The 16,650-nt window shown below is 39.7% G+C and carries 14 protein-coding genes and 1 pseudogene; 9 read left to right on the forward strand and 6 right to left on the reverse strand.

The features are described from left to right. Positions 1 to 159: 159 nt before the first annotated feature. Positions 160 to 2,139 (reverse strand): lipoteichoic acid synthase, encoded by a 1,980-nt coding sequence (ltaS, locus tag BFU02S_RS09595; RefSeq protein WP_066369687.1) that lies wholly within the window; start codon positions 2,137 to 2,139, stop codon positions 160 to 162. Between the two features lie 966 nt (positions 2,140 to 3,105). On the opposite strand from ltaS, the gene BFU02S_RS16370 reads away from it, so the two are divergent. Together BFU02S_RS16370 and BFU02S_RS09605 are read left to right on the forward strand one after the other, a co-directional pair. Beyond that, positions 3,106 to 3,273: an aspartyl-phosphate phosphatase Spo0E family protein gene (locus BFU02S_RS16370; protein ID WP_084361058.1), complete on the forward strand. Its 168-nt coding sequence runs from the start codon at positions 3,106 to 3,108 to the stop codon at positions 3,271 to 3,273. A 263-nt stretch (positions 3,274 to 3,536) separates the two neighbouring features. Continuing rightward, positions 3,537 to 3,719 carry a hypothetical protein gene (locus tag BFU02S_RS09605; protein WP_066369692.1) on the forward strand — a complete coding sequence of 61 codons (183 nt, stop codon included), beginning with the start codon at positions 3,537 to 3,539 and terminating at the stop codon, positions 3,717 to 3,719. A 486-nt stretch (positions 3,720 to 4,205) separates the two neighbouring features. Here BFU02S_RS09605 and BFU02S_RS09610 read toward each other — a convergent pair whose 3' ends face one another. Continuing rightward, positions 4,206 to 5,078 (reverse strand): LysR family transcriptional regulator, encoded by an 873-nt coding sequence (locus BFU02S_RS09610; protein WP_066369694.1) that lies wholly within the window; start codon positions 5,076 to 5,078, stop codon positions 4,206 to 4,208. 126 nt (positions 5,079 to 5,204) lie between these two features. On the opposite strand from BFU02S_RS09610, the gene BFU02S_RS09615 reads away from it, so the two are divergent. The 4 genes from BFU02S_RS09615 (at position 5,205) to BFU02S_RS09630 (ending at position 7,642) form a co-directional block, all read left to right on the forward strand. Further along, complete coding sequence (locus BFU02S_RS09615; protein ID WP_066369696.1) at positions 5,205 to 6,629, forward strand: DHA2 family efflux MFS transporter permease subunit; 1,425 nt, start codon at positions 5,205 to 5,207, stop codon at positions 6,627 to 6,629. Positions 6,630 to 6,935: 306 nt separating this feature from the next. Next, entirely contained in the window at positions 6,936 to 7,154 is a 219-nt protein-coding gene (locus BFU02S_RS09620; RefSeq protein WP_066369698.1) for a DUF1659 domain-containing protein, read from the forward strand. 32 nt (positions 7,155 to 7,186) lie between these two features. Further along, positions 7,187 to 7,405, forward strand: coding sequence for a DUF2922 domain-containing protein (locus BFU02S_RS09625; protein WP_066369706.1), 219 nt, complete (start codon positions 7,187 to 7,189; stop codon positions 7,403 to 7,405). 87 nt (positions 7,406 to 7,492) lie between these two features. Next, entirely contained in the window at positions 7,493 to 7,642 is a 150-nt protein-coding gene (locus BFU02S_RS09630; protein ID WP_066369708.1) for a YvrJ family protein, read from the forward strand. Positions 7,643 to 8,260: 618 nt separating this feature from the next. Here the strand turns inward: BFU02S_RS09630 and BFU02S_RS09635 are convergent. Continuing rightward, a complete protein-coding gene (locus tag BFU02S_RS09635; RefSeq protein WP_066369710.1) occupies positions 8,261 to 9,799 on the reverse strand; it encodes a sigma-54 interaction domain-containing protein in 1,539 nt (512 codons plus the stop codon). Positions 9,800 to 9,962: 163 nt separating this feature from the next. On the opposite strand from BFU02S_RS09635, the gene pruA reads away from it, so the two are divergent. Together pruA and BFU02S_RS09645 are read left to right on the forward strand one after the other, a co-directional pair. Continuing rightward, positions 9,963 to 11,507, forward strand: coding sequence for an L-glutamate gamma-semialdehyde dehydrogenase (gene pruA / locus BFU02S_RS09640; protein ID WP_066369711.1), 1,545 nt, complete (start codon positions 9,963 to 9,965; stop codon positions 11,505 to 11,507). A 25-nt stretch (positions 11,508 to 11,532) separates the two neighbouring features. Next, positions 11,533 to 12,516, forward strand: a complete 984-nt coding sequence (locus BFU02S_RS09645; protein ID WP_066369712.1) for a proline dehydrogenase family protein — start codon at positions 11,533 to 11,535, stop codon at positions 12,514 to 12,516. A 176-nt stretch (positions 12,517 to 12,692) separates the two neighbouring features. On the opposite strand, the gene BFU02S_RS09650 is transcribed toward BFU02S_RS09645, so the two are convergent. Then, positions 12,693 to 13,571, reverse strand: coding sequence for an LCP family protein (locus tag BFU02S_RS09650; protein ID WP_066369715.1), 879 nt, complete (start codon positions 13,569 to 13,571; stop codon positions 12,693 to 12,695). 490 nt (positions 13,572 to 14,061) lie between these two features. Here BFU02S_RS09650 and BFU02S_RS09655 point away from each other — a divergent pair, with 490 nt between their 5' ends. Continuing rightward, positions 14,062 to 14,568 carry a competence protein ComK gene (locus BFU02S_RS09655; RefSeq protein WP_066369717.1) on the forward strand — a complete coding sequence of 169 codons (507 nt, stop codon included), beginning with the start codon at positions 14,062 to 14,064 and terminating at the stop codon, positions 14,566 to 14,568. Positions 14,569 to 14,906: 338 nt separating this feature from the next. Here BFU02S_RS09655 and BFU02S_RS09660 read toward each other — a convergent pair. Then, positions 14,907 to 15,988, reverse strand: a pseudogene (locus BFU02S_RS09660) (Ger(x)C family spore germination protein). Beyond that, a partial coding sequence (locus BFU02S_RS09665) for a GerAB/ArcD/ProY family transporter (protein WP_157075895.1) occupies positions 15,985 to 16,650 on the reverse strand: 666 nt, incomplete at its 5' end. The gene BFU02S_RS09665 and the pseudogene BFU02S_RS09660, both read right to left, overlap by 4 nt.

Here is a 16,650-nt window from a genome sequence, read left to right on the forward strand (position 1 = left end):
TTTAGCAGGAATTCTTCCGCCTATTTTTCAATGCAATAAAACCAACATCCACCTTTAACAGAGCTTTGTTAAAAGAAATAGACGCTTGGTTCACGCACGATGCCTTCAAATCCTTGACAAAATGCAGGTATAAAAAAGGGAGACCTACGTCTCCCCTTTTCATTCTCCTGTCGGCGGTACTTGTGTTGTCTGTACTTGCTTTTGCTTTTTCCCTTTAGGACCTAAATATTGATAATCATTTGGATTAATCGGTTTAAATCCTGGCGGGGTGTAGAAGCGTAATAAGTCTTCATTGACCACTTTATCCGACATTTCTAGTTCATTGACCACTTGACTGTTGATCGATTTGCATGCAGTTTGGTCGGTCATTAAGTTTCCGGTATTCGCATCATAGCATTTGCCATTTACTTGGATGACTTTGCTGGATACAAAATCGCCGTTTCTAAATAATGCCCAATCACGGTGCTGTGGTGACAATAAATCGGAACCAAATTCAATATAGTTCTTCGTATCAATTCCCAGTAAGTGAAGAAGTGTCGGACGAACATCGACTTCTCCGCCAATTTGATGCTGGACTCCGCCTTTTACACCTGGTACGTGAATAAATAACGGCACTTGTTGCAGTTTCGCATTGATAACTGGTGTAATTTTCGGCACTCCCAACACTTTTGCCATCGCTTCATTATGGTTTTCCGAAATACCATAATGGTCACCATAAAGAATAATGATCGATTTGTCATAAAGTCCATCTTTCTTCAATGCATCGAAGAATTGCTTCAATGCTTCATCCATATAATGCGCCGATTGGAAATAATCATTTACAATCGAGTCATCTGTATTTCCTGCTGGGAAATTCGTATCACCTGGATCCATTTCAAATGGGAAGTGATTCGATAACGTAATGAATTTCGTATAGAATGGCTGCTTCATCTTCTCAAGCATCGGCACTGCTTCTTGGAAGAAAGGTTTATCCTTCATTCCATAGTTTTTCACATTTCCTGGGGTTGTCATATCAAAATAAGACGCGTCAAAGAATTGATCATACCCCAATTGCTTATACATGACGTTACGATTCCAGAACGTTTTGTAGTTACCATGGAATACTGCTGTCGTATATCCTTTTTGGTCCAAAATTGCTGGAGCTGCCTGGTACGTATTTTGGTCTTTATTAATAAATACCGCGCCGGACGATAATGGGTATAATGAGTTCTCCATTAAGAATTCAGCATCCGATGTTTTCCCTTGGCCTGTTTGATGATAAAAATTATCAAAGTAGAACGTATTTCCATCATGAGCTAATGAATCCAAAAACGGTGTCACAAGTTGTCCATTTGGCATTCGATAATCAATCATGAAGTTTTGAAAAGACTCCATTGAAACATAAATGACGTTCATTCCTTTGGCCTTTCCAAAGTAAGCCGGGTTCGGCGGCGTATACGTTGCATTTCGATAGTTTTCAACTGTCGTCACGTCACTGGTGCTGGCCATCGCCCGTTGACTTGTTGCTTCGATATTCTGAATGATATCGAAAATCGTAAAGTTATAGGTTCCTAAATATTTGACTAAATAGTTTCTGTCAAAAGAACGTGATAATAATTGCGGGCGATCTTTTTCCGCAAGTCCCAGATTGAAAAGAAACACCGTGACCGCAGCCAAAAAGATGATCTTAAAAGCTGATCGATTCGGAGAAACCACTTTTTTGAATACAGTGAGCGCCAGAACGATTAAGATGATCGTATCTGCAAAATAAAAAACGTCTGTATAAGACATTAAGTTCGCGGCACTGCTTCCTAATTCCCCTGCATTTGACTTCGCCTGCATAATCACGGGAACCGTGATGAAGTCATTGAAAAATCGATAATAAACGATATTCGCATATAAAAGAAACGATAAAATAAAATCAATCAAAATCATGATTTTTTTGGTATGCTTTTTCGAAAGCAAAGCTAAGCCCAAGAATAACAATGCAGAACTAATTGGGTTAATCGCTAATAAAAATTTCTGCACATTATTATCGATCCCCAATTTAAAAACCGTACGATATGCTATATATGTTTTGATCCAAAACAAAACAACCGCAATGGCATAAAAGGCAAAATGACTATTTTTCACTTTCTGGAATAGTCCGACTTTCCCCATCTTAACTCTCCTTTCCACTATCATTCAACTTCGATAAGTGAACCACAACTACTATAACACAATTTTGTTAAAAATTTTTTAACAAATTAAGGGTACAAAGAAAAATCCACAAATCCCATTATAACAAATAATTCTTTTTTTAGCTTACATGAGCATTATTAAATTTTCATTAGGAGTCTTCTTGCTGATCATCCTTCTTTATTTCTTTTCTTTCTTTACTTCTTGATTTCCTTCTGCCTTCGTTTCGCGAAACAGCTTAAGAAAAGCCCGATACTTATGCAGCTGAAGCCTTCCTTGTGAGGTTGGATAATTTCGGAAATCAAAAAATTCCCTTCTTATCTTTGGGCAAAAAACTATACTTAGCTGCCGTTTCGCTTTCCACCTTCTATATAGCGGCAACTGCCAAAATTGGACAGTTTTTTTCCTGTTCCACAGCTGCTTTTTTACCGACCACAAACTAATACTAAATACCCGTCAACTCAGGAAGAAACCGTTACTTCCTCCCATTGATTTTGTAAGCGTTTACCATTATAGTAATCACACACCCAGCTCTACTCTAAATGATTCCTACTTTGAATTCAGGAGTGAAGAATATGGAGAACCAGGGGAACGTATTCACAGGGTTATTATGGGGTACCTTTTTAAGTGTGCCGCTATGGATGGCTTTTTTTGGATGGGTGAAATTGATGATGAACTTTCTGTAAGGATCTTCTATAGCATACGTGAAGCGTAAGGGCCGAGCCTTTACGCTTTTTTTGGTGCCTGACACCTACTCACTGAACAATGAGTTATGGCTTGCCTCTACTAAAATGATACCGTTAGGCGGAATTCTGCTTTTGTCAATAAGGTATTTTGAACTTATTCTACAATTTTTTGAACATTTTGTGTCAATTAAGAATAAAGGCTTGTCTAGACCACCCTTATTTGCTATTATTTTCAAAGATTTTGTAAAAAGGAGCAAATTTTATGATATTAATGCCAAATAATGTTGAAAAGAGTGATCTTACAAAGATTATCAGTTCACTAAGGCAAGAAATGATCCAGACGGGACTCAAAGAGGGATTAACTAGTAAAAATACGGTAGAAATCAGCCAAAAGCTAGATAAATATATTGCTTTATACCAAGTTTCCTAACTCCTGCTGTTAACTGCCTGATTTCTCCAAGTTTCTCCTCTTGCAAGCCGGGATTCTTTTCACACAAACGTTTAATTAGATTCCTTTCTTCCCTTGTTTCAATCATATCTTTTACGAATGCAGCTTTAAAAAATTTGTCAAAATTGTGCACACCCGGCTTTCATACATCTTTTCCAACTTCTCATTTCTTTAACATTTCAAGTCTTAAACATGCGTATTTATATGGAGTAACGTGTAAAACATTTGGTGGAAGGGAGATTACGATGTATTTAAAAAAATTAACGGAAAATAAACTTATTACGGTTGTGTATGAGGCCAATGGTGCCATCCAAAAGATTAGAGGGCGGGTGTATCGGCTTAATTTAAAGGAGCAAAACATTCTCCTAAAAGATGACCAACAAGCATCGCACACCATCCGATTATCCTGCATCCGGCATATTGATTAATCCATTCCCTAGTAAATTCCCAATTTTTTAATTAAACCATCCATCCCCCAATTACAGGGGCAAGATCAACTCTGGGCTGTAAGGGGAAAGAAATACAAGTTAAACCGGTTGGTTCAAGCATATACCGTTCGTTGGTTTCCTTTATGGCTTATGACAAGTAAAGCTTCCCGAAGGATCGCCGTCCATGTTTGGTCCTTCGGGCTTTCTAGTTATCCAATAGTTTTTTCATCTCTGTGCAACTTCCTCGGGAGGTAGAATATCCAGAAGAGATTTTGCAATTTCAATATGATAATTATTCTATTAAGCTGGTTCACTGCCCAATACGATGTACCGTTGGTTTGGACAACTTGGTGCAAGGAATTCCCACCTATGTCTGAAACATAGGATCCCTGGTCATGAAATGTTGTTTTATGGACCAAGTAGAGCTACATCACGGTTTATGAGATGCTAGCGGCTTTCCTTTCATTCAATAAATATTCTCCTATTTTAAAGAGCCGTTAATTGTTGGGAACTTTCTTTTAACATTTCAATAAATTTTGAAAGAGCACTTGTCATTAGACTATCCTTGTGTCGAATGAAAAAAGTTTTGACGGTGCTGTATTGTTCTGGAATTTCAAAAGAACGTACTAAACCTTTCATTTCATATGATTGAACCGCAGACTTTGGCACCAAAGAGGCTCCGAGTCTGGAGATCACACCTTGAATAATAGCATCGGGATGATTGAATTCTAAATAACGAATGTTATCAATCCCTATTGTTTTCAACCAAGTTTCAAGTTGGTCTCGATGTGGACAACCTTTTGTATTCATGAGAAAAGGTTGATGACAAACCTCTTGAATATCTTTCATTTCTGGAGCACTGATTAATACGAGTTGTTCTTCAAATACTAGCTCCTGCACGATGCTATCATCATTCTGTTCCGATTTTACTAATGCACCGTGAAGTTGAAAATGACGAACCTTTTCCACCAATTCAGCTGAATAATCGGTCATTAACGACAGCTCTACTTTTGGATAAAGTTTAAAGTAATTAGCTAGTATGGAAGGAAGATACATTGCAGAGGCAGTATGAGTGGCTCCAAGCATGAGCCGACCAGTTGGTTCTGTTGAATCATTTAGAGCTTTATGTGCTACGTCAAGTAAATGAATAATTTGCTCCGCATAACTCAATAACTTCTCACCGGCTGGTGTTAATAGCATCCCTCGTTGGCGATAAAAAAGCTGCGTATTCAACTCTTTTTCCAATTGCTGCACTCTTGCAGTAACGTTTGACTGTACATATCCAAGTTTTTGAGCGGCTTTTGTAATACTCCCTTCACTTGCAACAGCCTGAAAAATCCGAAGTTCATTGCTCTCCATATTCATCACCTTTTACTTACATCATTAAAAATGAAACAAAACATCATTAATATTCATTTTACATGATGAAGCATCTCTTGTACATTGGTTACAGTGACAAAACCATAACTTTAGGAGGTTTTAAAATTGAATGGAGTATATCCAAACAAGTGGGGAGTTTTGGCAGTTGTTACCCTTGTGTCTTTTGTTACCAATGTGGATGCAACAATCGTCGTCATCGGTCTTCCAACTTTAATGAAGGATTTAAATAGTTCCATCGTGGCAGGAATGTGGATCATTACCTCATATCTTATTACCAGTACCATCTTCTTGCTTCCAGCCGGCAGATGGGCAGATAAACTTGGTACAAAAAGGATATTTCTTTGGGGATTTGCGATTTTCACGATCGCCACAGTAATGTGCGGCTTATCTGAATCTGGACTAGTGCTCATTATCTTTCGGCTTATTCAGGGATTAGGTGCTGCATTAGCTCTAGCAACTGCTACTCCCATTATTATACGAACATTTCCGACAGAGCAATTAGGTCTAGCAATTGGAATCAACTCCACCTCTTGGGTAATTGGTTCTATTATTGGCCCAATCGCAGGAGGAGCTTTAATAAGCGGGTTTGGATGGCAAGCCATTTTCTTTGTGTCTGCCCCATTCGGATTAATAGGCTTAGTTGGCGGCTGGGTCCTATTAAAAGAATCAAGTATCGAAGATCGTTTCAAAACGGATTGGATAGGGATCTTCACTTTCCGCTTGGGACTGACATCCCTGTTGATCGTTCTTTCTCAGGGACAAACCTGGGGTTGGGCTTCAAGTAGAGTTCTTTGGCTTTTCATCGCCACCGGATTGCTGTGGGGTGGATTTATCATTACGGAATTAAAAGTCCGAGATCCACTTTTTAACCTTAAATTATTTACAAATAGGCTTTATTCAACGGGATTGGGACTTACAATGTGCTATTGCGTCGGATATTTTTCTATCACAATTCTTCTTGCACTATATCTGCAAGGTGCTCAACGCTTGTCCCCTTTAGAATCTGGACTGTTGCTTGTACCATTATCACTTCCTCAGTTGGTGATGGGGCCGCTTGGGGGGAAATTAACGGATCTTCTTGGTCCTATGCGGTTATTATTAGTTGGTATAGTGTTTATTGCATGTTCGTTGATGATGCTGGGGAATCTTGGAGATCAATTATCCATTTTCGGAGTGATCATTCCATTGTTCATCATTTCTGTCGCAAACGGATTGGCATGGCCACCGCTTGCCAAAACAGTCTTGTCAGCAACTTCTCCAAACCAAGCAGGGTCGGCATCCGGAATGTTCTATACCGTTTACAATATTGGCAGGGTTGTGAGTCAAACTCTTACTCTTATATTGCTCCAACTTTACATTGCTCCTAATATTGCGTCACAAATGTTCCTTGGAATGAGCATCCAGACCAACACCACAAAATCCTCCTTAGTGCATGTAACAGATGTAGGTTTTCGGATTTATGCTACCTTCTTTGCCATAGCCCTATTACTAGGAGTGTTTATGTTACGACCTCAAAAACTGCAAGAATAACAAAACATTGATTATAACTTAAGCAGAAGAATAAATTTATAACAAGCCAAACATACAGTCTATTGTTTGGCTTGTTAATGGATCTCTTATCATCGTCTTTAAACCTGTATAACCTTGTATTGCTATTCAAAGTTTAAATTCAACCAAAAAGTACCCATTTAAGGCTTTTTAGCCTTTTTGAAGACCTCTTCTGTCCTAATCGCACCTTTTATCCCCGTTTATACCACAAAAGAAATTTTTTTACATTCCCCCTGTCCTTTCCCCCTCCTAAACTCTATATAAAGGGCGAAAGGAGGTGAGGAACAGATGGCACGGTCATTATTGCAAAGTTCGAAGCTTCGTTTGGTGTTTGAGTCGGGAATGGATGATAAAGGCAAGCCGGTTCTGAAGGCGAAGACGTTCAGCAATGTGAAGAAGGAAGCCACTACCGACCAGTTATTCCAGGCTGCAACGGCCATTGCCGCTCTATGCACGGATCCGCTGAACAAAGTAGAGCGTTCGGACAGCTCGGAGGTTCTTGCTTAATGGAAATTCTAGTAAAATAGGAGGTGAGCAAAATGGCAAAGACATTGGAACTGCAGTTTATGACGGAGTTCGGGAAAGTCGCCCGCTTAACGCTTGATAACCCGAAAGAGCCGATTGACGAGACGGGCGTGAAGCAGGCGATGGAGCAAATCATTGCATCAAATGTGTTCACAACATCCAGCGGCAAATATGTCTCCGTGAAAGGAGCAAAAGTTATCGACCGCAATATTACCGATTATGATATGACATAAAGTCAAAAAGGGGCCGGATTCTGAAGGAAACCGGCCTCGTTCTTCAATTATATATACAAACCTGGCACTAGAAAGGAGGAAATCAACGTGGAACAGATCATTCCCATCATCAGCGAGGTCGGCTTTCCGATCGCTGTGACGCTATTTTTACTTTACCGGATTGAGGCGAAGCTAGATTTAGTCGTCGAGTCGATTCAGAACCTTCCCGACCGGATGAAGGAACGTCAAGCCAGCTGATTTCTATTCGCCAGCCGCCCTAAATGGGCGGCTTCTTCTCTTATATAAAACATAAGAAGAGGTTCCCGCTAAATGGCGAGAACCTTCTTTCATTAAGTATCGGAATGATCGGCGTAAGGTGAAATGGTCGATTATCAGAATGCCATCACGTGAGGTCATGGTTTGGATGTGGAAGGGATCATCCCACTCTCCTTCTTTTTCCGCAAGTAACACACTTATCCGTATAATAACTATATTTGTGGTGTCTTCGGAAAAAACAAAAAATCGCTTTTAATTTCATCGCGCAAAAAACCCCTTTTGTTTAATGAACACATTCCTATCATACTGTTACAACATTAAAAGCCCATTACAAACAAATGAATAACCTTAACAATTTGATTAATTTTTCACTGCGTAAAATGACAACAGAAGAAAGGTTTGTTCACTTAAAATCTTCTATTCCCTTTGAAGCGCCTATTTTTCAACATCACCCCTTCTGATATGGATCGATTTTCAACTATAATAGATTTTAACATTTAAATCCGAAGAAATTTGTCGATAGGACGTACCAATTCTTCGACAAAGTTCGAATCGTGTAAGAGCGTGAATGGCCTCCAAAAGAAGTTATGCCCGACGATGTTACAGCCCATATTTCCTCATTTTGTTATAAAGGGTTACCCGTGAAATATTCAGGATTTTGGCAGCAGCTGATTTATTTCCATATGTTTGTTTGAGAGCATTCATGATTCGAGCCTTTTCATCCTCTTCAGGCAGCTCTGTTTCGATGAGAAGATTCGAGTGATTCTTGGCAAACAACTCTTTAGGCAGTTGTTCTAATTTGATTTCATTGTCATCTGTAAAGATCATGGCTCGCTCTATGATATTTCTTAGCTGCCTGATATTGCCGTTCCAAGGATAATGCATGAAGGCTACCATCACTTCTGGCGCAATGGCGGGAACCGGCTTTTGGTATTTGATCGAGAACTCTTTCAAAAATAATTGAACAAGTTCAGGGATATCCTCTTTCCTGTCTCTAAGAGGCGGAATCGGGATGGTCACCACATTTAGCCGGTAATACAAATCTTCACGAAATAATCCTTCTTCCACCATTTTCTCCAAATCACGGTTGGTTGCCGAAAGAATTCGTACGTCAATGGGAATCGGTTCGGTCCCACCCACTCGATAGTATTGTTTTTCCTGCAACACTCGCAGCAATTTCACTTGAAGTTCTAACGGCATTTCCCCGATTTCATCGAGAAATAACGTTCCACCTTTGGCAATCCCTATTTTCCCAGGCTTGCCTTCTTTTATGGCACCTGTAAATGCTCCTTTTTCATAACCAAATAACTCGCTTTCAAAAAGGGATGAAGGAATGGCCCCGCAATTCAAATCAACAAACGGTCCATTGGAACGGGGGCTTGCTTTGTGAATAGCCTGGGCAAATAGCTCTTTACCCACCCCGCTTTCACCGGTAATCAAGACGGTTGCATCTGTAGGCGCGACCTTTTTGGCCAAAGCGATGGAAACATTGACCGCCTGGCTTCTCCCTTTAATTTTGTAAAAGGGATCCTTGATATCCTTATGGCTAATCTGGCTTTCCAAATCTTGAATATAGGCAGTCGTCGTTGTAAGTTCTTCATTTAGTTTGACGATGTTGGTAATATCCCTTTCGACAGAAATACCGCCTATTACTCGATCGTTCAGGACGATCGGCAATGTGTTAATTAACACATGGACATTCTCCTGCGGCTGGTTATAGTACCGGGTAACCCCTTTTCCTTCCTTTATAGTCGACATTAAGACGACAGAATCCTCCTTAAAGCGATGCGTAATTTGCGTACCGATCATTTCTTCCGCTGACGTTTCGTACAAATCTTCTGCCCTTGGATTCCATGCCACTACGTTTCCATCACTGTCTACGATCGTAATGGCATCATCAACGGCCTTCAGGAGGGTTTGATAAACGGCCGAAAGCTTTTGCCATTCGTGAAAAACAGCATTCATCAATGAAGGATAGGGAACCTTACGTACGAGTCTTCCCGTTTCATCCAGAAGAACGATATCTTCAGGAGCCTCCACCTCCGAAAGCAAAGTGTCTAACGGGAGCGGTTTCATTTTTTCTGTAGGATCCCCTTCTTCTAAAGGAAGCGACAGAGAGAAAAGAGGAACTTTTAACATAACGATCACCTACTTTACAAAAGTGTTAATAGTTTACACATATTTTACACTTTTGTAAACAGTGATGATACAACCAATTCGCCAAAACGCCGTAGTAATTCGTTTTTCAGTTGGCACAAAAATTGCATTTTAACCAAACAGAAAAGATGAAGGAGGAAAAAACATGCAACCCTATCGACACGAACCTTTTACCGACTTTTCCAAAGAGGAGAATAGAAACGCTTTTCGTCAAGCATTAGACCTAGTCAACTCCCAACTTGGACAAGAATATCCCCTAACCATTGGCGGGGAAAAAATCATGACCGATCACAAAATCACTTCCTATAACCCTGCGAATAAACAAGAAGTGATTGGAGTTGTTTCAAAAGCCAGTCAAGATTTGGCTGAACAAGCGATGCAATCGGCATTGGAAGCGTTTGAATCATGGAAGAATGTGGAACCGTCTGGACGAGCGGATATTCTGTTCCGGGCAGCAGCCATCATGCGCCGCCGCAAACATGAATTTTCTGCTTATCTTGTCAAAGAGGCAGGAAAGCCATGGAAAGAAGCGGATGCCGATACAGCGGAAGCCATCGATTTCCTTGAATATTATGCTCGCCAAATGATCGAGCTAAAGAAGGGTGTACCCGTTAAGAGCCGGGAAGGTGAACGCAATCAATTCCATTACATTCCGCTGGGAGTTGGCGTTATTATTTCTCCATTTAATTTCCCGCTGGCGATTATGGCTGGGACAACCGTAGCAGCTATTGTGGCAGGAAACACGGTACTGCTAAAGCCTGCCAATAACACACCGGTTGTCGCTGCAAAGTTTGTGGAAGTAATGGAAGAAGCCGGGCTGCCAAAAGGTGTGCTAAATTTCGTTCCTGGAAGCGGGGCGGAGATTGGCGATTATCTTGTAGACCATCCAAAAACGCGTTTTATCTCTTTCACTGGATCACGGGAAGTGGGCTGCCGTATTTATGAGCGGGCGGCAAAAGTGCATCCAGGGCAAATTTGGTTGAAGCGAGTGATCGCGGAAATGGGCGGAAAAGATACGGTGGTTGTCGATCAAGATGCGGATTTAGATCTTGCAGCTGCCTCCATTGTCTATTCTGCTTTCGGTTTCTCCGGGCAAAAATGCTCTGCCGGGTCAAGAGCCGTCATTCATCAAGATGTATACGATCAAGTATTGGCGAAAGCCGTAGAATTAACCAAAACCCTTACGGTCGGCAATCCGGAAGAGGCTGGAACCTATATGGGACCTGTCATTGATCAGGCCGCTTTTGACAAGATCATGAACTATATTGAAATTGGAAAAAGCGAAGGTAAACTAATGGCTGGCGGCGAAGGGGATGATTCCCGGGGCTATTTCATTCAGCCTACCATACTAGCGGATGTGAATGAAAAAGCGCGCATCATGCAGGAGGAAATTTTCGGACCGGTTGTCGCTTTTTGCAAAGCTCGTGATTTTGATCATATGATGGAAATCGCCAATAATACGGACTATGGCTTAACCGGTGCATTGATTTCGAACAACCGCGAACATATTGAGCGAGCCAGAAAAGAATTCCATGTAGGAAACTTGTATTTTAATAGAGGATGTACAGGGGCGATTGTAGGCTATCAGCCGTTTGGCGGATTTAATATGTCCGGTACAGATTCGAAAGCCGGCGGTCCGGATTACCTGATCCTTCATATGCAGGCAAAAACGACATCAGAAATGTTCTAAAAATAGAATGTAAGGAGCCAATAGCATGTTGAAAGATTTTTTCATGGCCTTATCTCAAAACCAATTTCTTAACAGCGCTGCTAAAAAATATGGTTTAAAACTAGGGGCGCAAAGTGTTGTAGCGGGTACCAATATTGACGAAGTAATCGAAAGCATCAAAGAGTTGAATAAGCATGGCATTTCATGTACGGTCGATAACTTAGGGGAATTTGTCTTTAAAAAGGAAGAGGCCATCGAAGCAAGAGACCAAATCCTGAAAGTTATCGAAGCGATTCATAAGCATAAAGTGGATGCCCACATCTCTTTAAAACCGACTCAATTGGGCTTGGACATTGAGTACGCCTTTTGTTTAAGTAACTTGCGGGAAATTGTTCATCTCGCCCATCAGTATGGCATTTTTGTGAACATTGATATGGAAGATCATAAGCACTTAAAGCCTTCCTTTGATCTTTTGGATGAACTTTCTTTGGAATATGATAATGTCGGAACGGTAATTCAGGCCTACTTCTATCAATCACAGGAAAACCTTGAAAAGTATAAAGATTTTCGCCTGCGCATTGTGAAAGGCGCCTATAAAGAGCCTGAGGAATACGCCTATCAGGACAAGAAAGAGATTGACAAAAACTTTATAAAACTAATTGAATGGCACTTGTTAAATGGAAAATTCACTTCCATTGCCACTCATGACCACAAAATCATTCATCATGTGAAAGACTTTGTACGGAGAAATGATATACCAAACGATAAATTTGAATTCCAAATGCTGTACGGCTTCCGAAAAGACCTTCAATTGAAACTAGCAAGCGAAGGCTATAACTTCTGCACCTATGTACCATTTGGCAACGATTGGTACGGCTACTTTATGCGGCGTCTTGCCGAAAGGCCACAAAACCTAAACCTGGTCGCCAAACAAATCTTTAATAAAAAAACCAACACCATGATCGGCTTAGCAGCTGGTGCCTTTGCATTGGGGAGATTATCAAAAGCAAGCAAGAAGAAACAAAGATAAAAAAATGAAACGGCAGGAGTTCATGGATTTGAACTCCTGCCGTTTTGGAATAACTAGTCAGACACACTACAAAACTCTGAAACAATATGGCTGCAGAGTTCTTTTTTATTGGAAGTTTTCCGCTATGACACTTTTCATTGTTTCCGGATCAATGACGATTTCGTCATTATTTGCTTTTAATATGTCATCGTACAGAACGGCGTCTTTTCCATTAATTTGCTGGTAATGCAATTGTTTATTGGGTCCATATTTTTCATGGCCAAGCCGAAGCTCACCATATCAGATGTAGACATGTTGGTCCCAATAATATATTTATCGATAGAATTCACAAGCGAAGGCAATTTTGGAATATTGCTAGGATTTAGAGCCTTTTTCGCAATTCCCTTCAAAGCTTCCAATTGTACTCTTTGGCGTCCATAGTCATCGGTTGCCAAGGAATGGCGCTCACGGGCAACGGCTAACACCATTTTACCATCGAAGGTGTGAGTTCCGGCAGTGACTACTTGGCCGTTGATTTTTTCTTGAACCGGTATATAGACATCAATGCCGCCCATCGTATCAATCATCGCTTGAAGACCTTCAAAATCGGTCTCAATATAATAGTTGATCGGAACGCCCGTTAATTCACTGATTGCCTTCACGGCCCCTTCAATCCCCTGCTTAGGGCCTTTATCAGCCTGCAAAATATACTGGACACTGGTTAGCTTTGTATAGCCATAACCATCTAGATAGACACGTGTATCGCGAGGTATGCTGACCGCGTTCACTTGATTTTTCTCCAAATCAACATGAGCCAGCATCATCGTATCAGAATGTCCAATCTTCTCTCCAGGTCTCGCATCCGATCCCATGATTAACACGTTAAATACAGGAGCATTCTTGCTGCTTTGCTGATTCGCCTTATCCGTCTTTTTCCCCGATGCCAAGACGGGGATATTCTTGAAGTGATTCTTTGGCTGAAGTTGAACATATTCATAACCAATGGCTGCAACAACAATAACGATGATTACTAAAAAGCTGTAACCAACTACTTTCCATTTACTTTTTTTCTTCATGATTCCTCCGGTACATTTCTAGTACTCTACTGATGTATTTTGACAACATTCTATATTTTACTATATTTTAGCAAATCTGTCACCAACCAATTATAGTGCTTATTCCTTACTACTCTTTCTTCGAAAAATCGATCTTTCGACACGGTTTGTTCAGATCGTCACAAAAAGTTACGAAAATTGTCACAATTTACTTCCAATTTTGTCATATTTTATGCTATTCTATTTCTATAAGTATTTCTATATAACTAGAACCTCCTGTTAAACTTCAAATGTATAGACCTCTTTGTCATTTTCATACTATTCCGTCAACGAAGTTCATTTCCCATCTGTAAGACGGAACTCTATTCTTGCAAGCGTTTTATTTACATAAATCGCAATATGAATCGGGGGAGTGTGATGAGATTTCAGCCGGATTTTACCTAACAAACATAGTGGTCTTGGTGAGCATTTTCGTTAATGAAATCAAACTTATTTAATTTGAGGTGAAAAGATGGAATTGAAAGAATCCTATTCTATTAAACCTAAATTTCTGTACATGTTAGGCGTATATGACCGAAATGCAAAACTTTGCACACTTGTAAAAGAACTCAATAGGACTTTTATAGTAGACAGATCTCCATTACAAATTCTAAATGACAGTATCAGATGTATCGGTTTTAATTTACGAGGGGCTATGGAAACATCTAAATGGCACCTTGGCAATATACATATGCGTCCATTAATGGTTAATCCATCACAAAGAATCGTTGTGTTTCCAGACAAATCTCCCAAACGCCCAGACACCATCTGGTTTAATCCCAATCATATTAAAAGAACACTTGCGGTCCATCTGAAGACAAAAGTGGCTTTCACGAATGGATCAACCATTACCATTCCATCGAAACTATATTCCTTTAACAATAAACTGCAAATTGCCGACCAATTCATGAAATTGATCGAAAATAAAGGAGATGATGATTCCTCTTCTCCTTGGGACGATCCACAAAAAAGGGCGTAATATAAAATAGGTATAAAACAGCTCCCTAAAGGTAATCCTTAGGGAGCTGTTTTCGGTTTGATGGGCTTTAATGAAACCACTTTACTCCGTCCTAATCCTTGCTTTAGAGCTTTTTGATTGTCACATTCAAAAGATCATTCATAGCAAGGACCATCTTCATCCCACATCAGTTTCATTGAAATGATCATGACAACTCATCGTGGCAATGAATGAAGGACATTTTATTGCCTGTGCCTGCTACTTTGACCAATTTGAACACCTTGTGGGATACGCATGAATAGCCCCTGTCAATTTTGTAGGGGCTTCAAAAGAAGACGTGATTTATATTGATCACATATTTAACTCATTGTTCCTATGCTCTTAATTTCTGTTTTTACATGAATGTTTATTTTTGATTTTGCCAAAGTTTTTCCCCAATGGTCTTGTACTTTTTTCCATTCCGGATAGGTATAGGCTCGAGCATACAGACCGAGCCCTAAAGGGTCAATTTGTGCTTTTTGAATTTTATGAATTAATTGGTTGAATTCATCTTCAAGCTCATTCGCAATACTTTTTTCAAACTTCGCTTGTTTTTTTTCGAAATCATACGGAAATAGTTGCTCAGTTATTGTGATTTTTGAATTGACATTTATATCAAATACAAACCGCCCATTGTCCTTTACTTTTTTCTTTACTTTCAGCACTGCATTAGTAAAGGTGATATATGGTTTGCCATTTTTCGAGTTTCCTAAAGAAACAGGAATTGTGATGAAATAGTCCTTTTTTTGCTTTCCTTCTAACATGGTTAACAATTGATTTTCTTTAGTTGATATCGATAATTTATACTGACCAGAGTGATCAAGAAGGGCCGATCCAGATAGCCGGATTTTCTTATCCATTTTTATTTCGGGAATCCACGGAAATTGTCTTCGAAAATCCTGGAGGGTAGTCTTTTTAATAATATTTCTCTGAGCAGCCGTATCAATCAAAGAAGTTAAATAGATGGAAAGACGGGGTTTATCTGCAGGTTTGCTATAAATATATCCGAAACAGGTCCATCTACAGCTACAATTCGAGAGCTTACCGTATTTTTCGGATCTCGATAAAAAGGGTCAAGGTAAGCGAACCAATTCTCACTTTTAAGAAGGCGCTTTCCTAATAAAAAAATTTGCGTTTTACTTCCTGAGGTTAAGCCGATTACCCTGGCATCAAACTTCTCTCTGGAATTGCGGGTGGAAAATGGTTTCACTTTAAATACTTCTTCTTTTTGTTTAGCTTCTTTGCTAAAGACAGGGCTGGACATATACACTAACAAATTATTTTTTTCATCCAAATCTAGTCCTAAAATAAGAGCAACGCTAAGATTCTCTATTGGCGTTGCATCAGCACAACCGGTAAGCATCGTAATCATTAAAAGAATCAAAAATATTTTTTTGCTCATATGGCTGTCCCTCGTTTGTATTTCTCATAAACCCAAGTGTATACCCACAAAAAAGTTGGAAAGATATACGCCAACCCGATTCCGGCATTTGACATCCATTCTTGCCAGGTCTTCAATTGTAGCCATGTGGGATGAATAAAAAAAATTGTCGCGATGAATAAAGCTAACAAAACGGGTACATGTGAACTGTAATCCTGTTTGTTCATCAATTGACTAGAACAGTAGACGGCACAATACATGTACAGAATCCAGGCTCTCGAGAAAATAAGCAGTAAAATATTCAAGACAATCATGTCGATCCGCTCAAGAAACTGAAAATTAATTACTTTAACCAAACTTAGTACAGGCTGATTAAAATTAGAAATATCATCAGGGCTAAAAAACACAAAACAGGAGAGGGTGACAAAAAGATAAAACAACATCACGTATGTGTTCGCAATCACTATCCCTCGAACAGCATATTGTTTTTTTTGTAAAAAAGGATAAAAGATAAAGGCAAGTTCAAATCCTAAAAATGAATAAATAGTCGGCAGTGCAGAAGCAGCAATTTGCTCCCAGCCAACTTTAAACAGTGGGAGTAAATGAAGTAAACTACCATCCTTTAAAGGGATGAAAAAAAGAAACAGGATCCACATCGTAATATAAAAGACTATAATGGACCC

The organism is Neobacillus fumarioli NBRC 102428, from assembly GCF_001591485.1.
Lineage (GTDB): Bacteria > Bacillota > Bacilli > Bacillales > Cytobacillaceae > Neobacillus > Neobacillus fumarioli.

Bases quoted from the DNA above. Each gene is read 5' to 3' on its own strand.
- ltaS (WP_066369687.1), bottom strand. From the start codon at position 2,139: ATGGGGAAAGTCGGACTATTCCAGAAAGTGAAAAATAGTCATTTTGCC.
- BFU02S_RS16370 (WP_084361058.1), top strand. From the start codon at position 3,106: ATGATATTAATGCCAAATAATGTTGAAAAGAGTGATCTTACAAAGATT.
- BFU02S_RS09605 (WP_066369692.1), top strand. From the start codon at position 3,537: ATGTATTTAAAAAAATTAACGGAAAATAAACTTATTACGGTTGTGTAT.
- BFU02S_RS09610 (WP_066369694.1), bottom strand. From the start codon at position 5,078: ATGGAGAGCAATGAACTTCGGATTTTTCAGGCTGTTGCAAGTGAAGGG.
- BFU02S_RS09620 (WP_066369698.1), top strand. From the start codon at position 6,936: ATGGCACGGTCATTATTGCAAAGTTCGAAGCTTCGTTTGGTGTTTGAG.
- BFU02S_RS09625 (WP_066369706.1), top strand. From the start codon at position 7,187: ATGGCAAAGACATTGGAACTGCAGTTTATGACGGAGTTCGGGAAAGTC.
- BFU02S_RS09635 (WP_066369710.1), bottom strand. From the start codon at position 9,799: ATGTTAAAAGTTCCTCTTTTCTCTCTGTCGCTTCCTTTAGAAGAAGGG.
- pruA (WP_066369711.1), top strand. From the start codon at position 9,963: ATGCAACCCTATCGACACGAACCTTTTACCGACTTTTCCAAAGAGGAG.
- BFU02S_RS09645 (WP_066369712.1), top strand. From the start codon at position 11,533: ATGTTGAAAGATTTTTTCATGGCCTTATCTCAAAACCAATTTCTTAAC.
- BFU02S_RS09650 (WP_066369715.1), bottom strand. From the start codon at position 13,571: ATGAAGAAAAAAAGTAAATGGAAAGTAGTTGGTTACAGCTTTTTAGTA.
- BFU02S_RS09655 (WP_066369717.1), top strand. From the start codon at position 14,062: ATGGAATTGAAAGAATCCTATTCTATTAAACCTAAATTTCTGTACATG.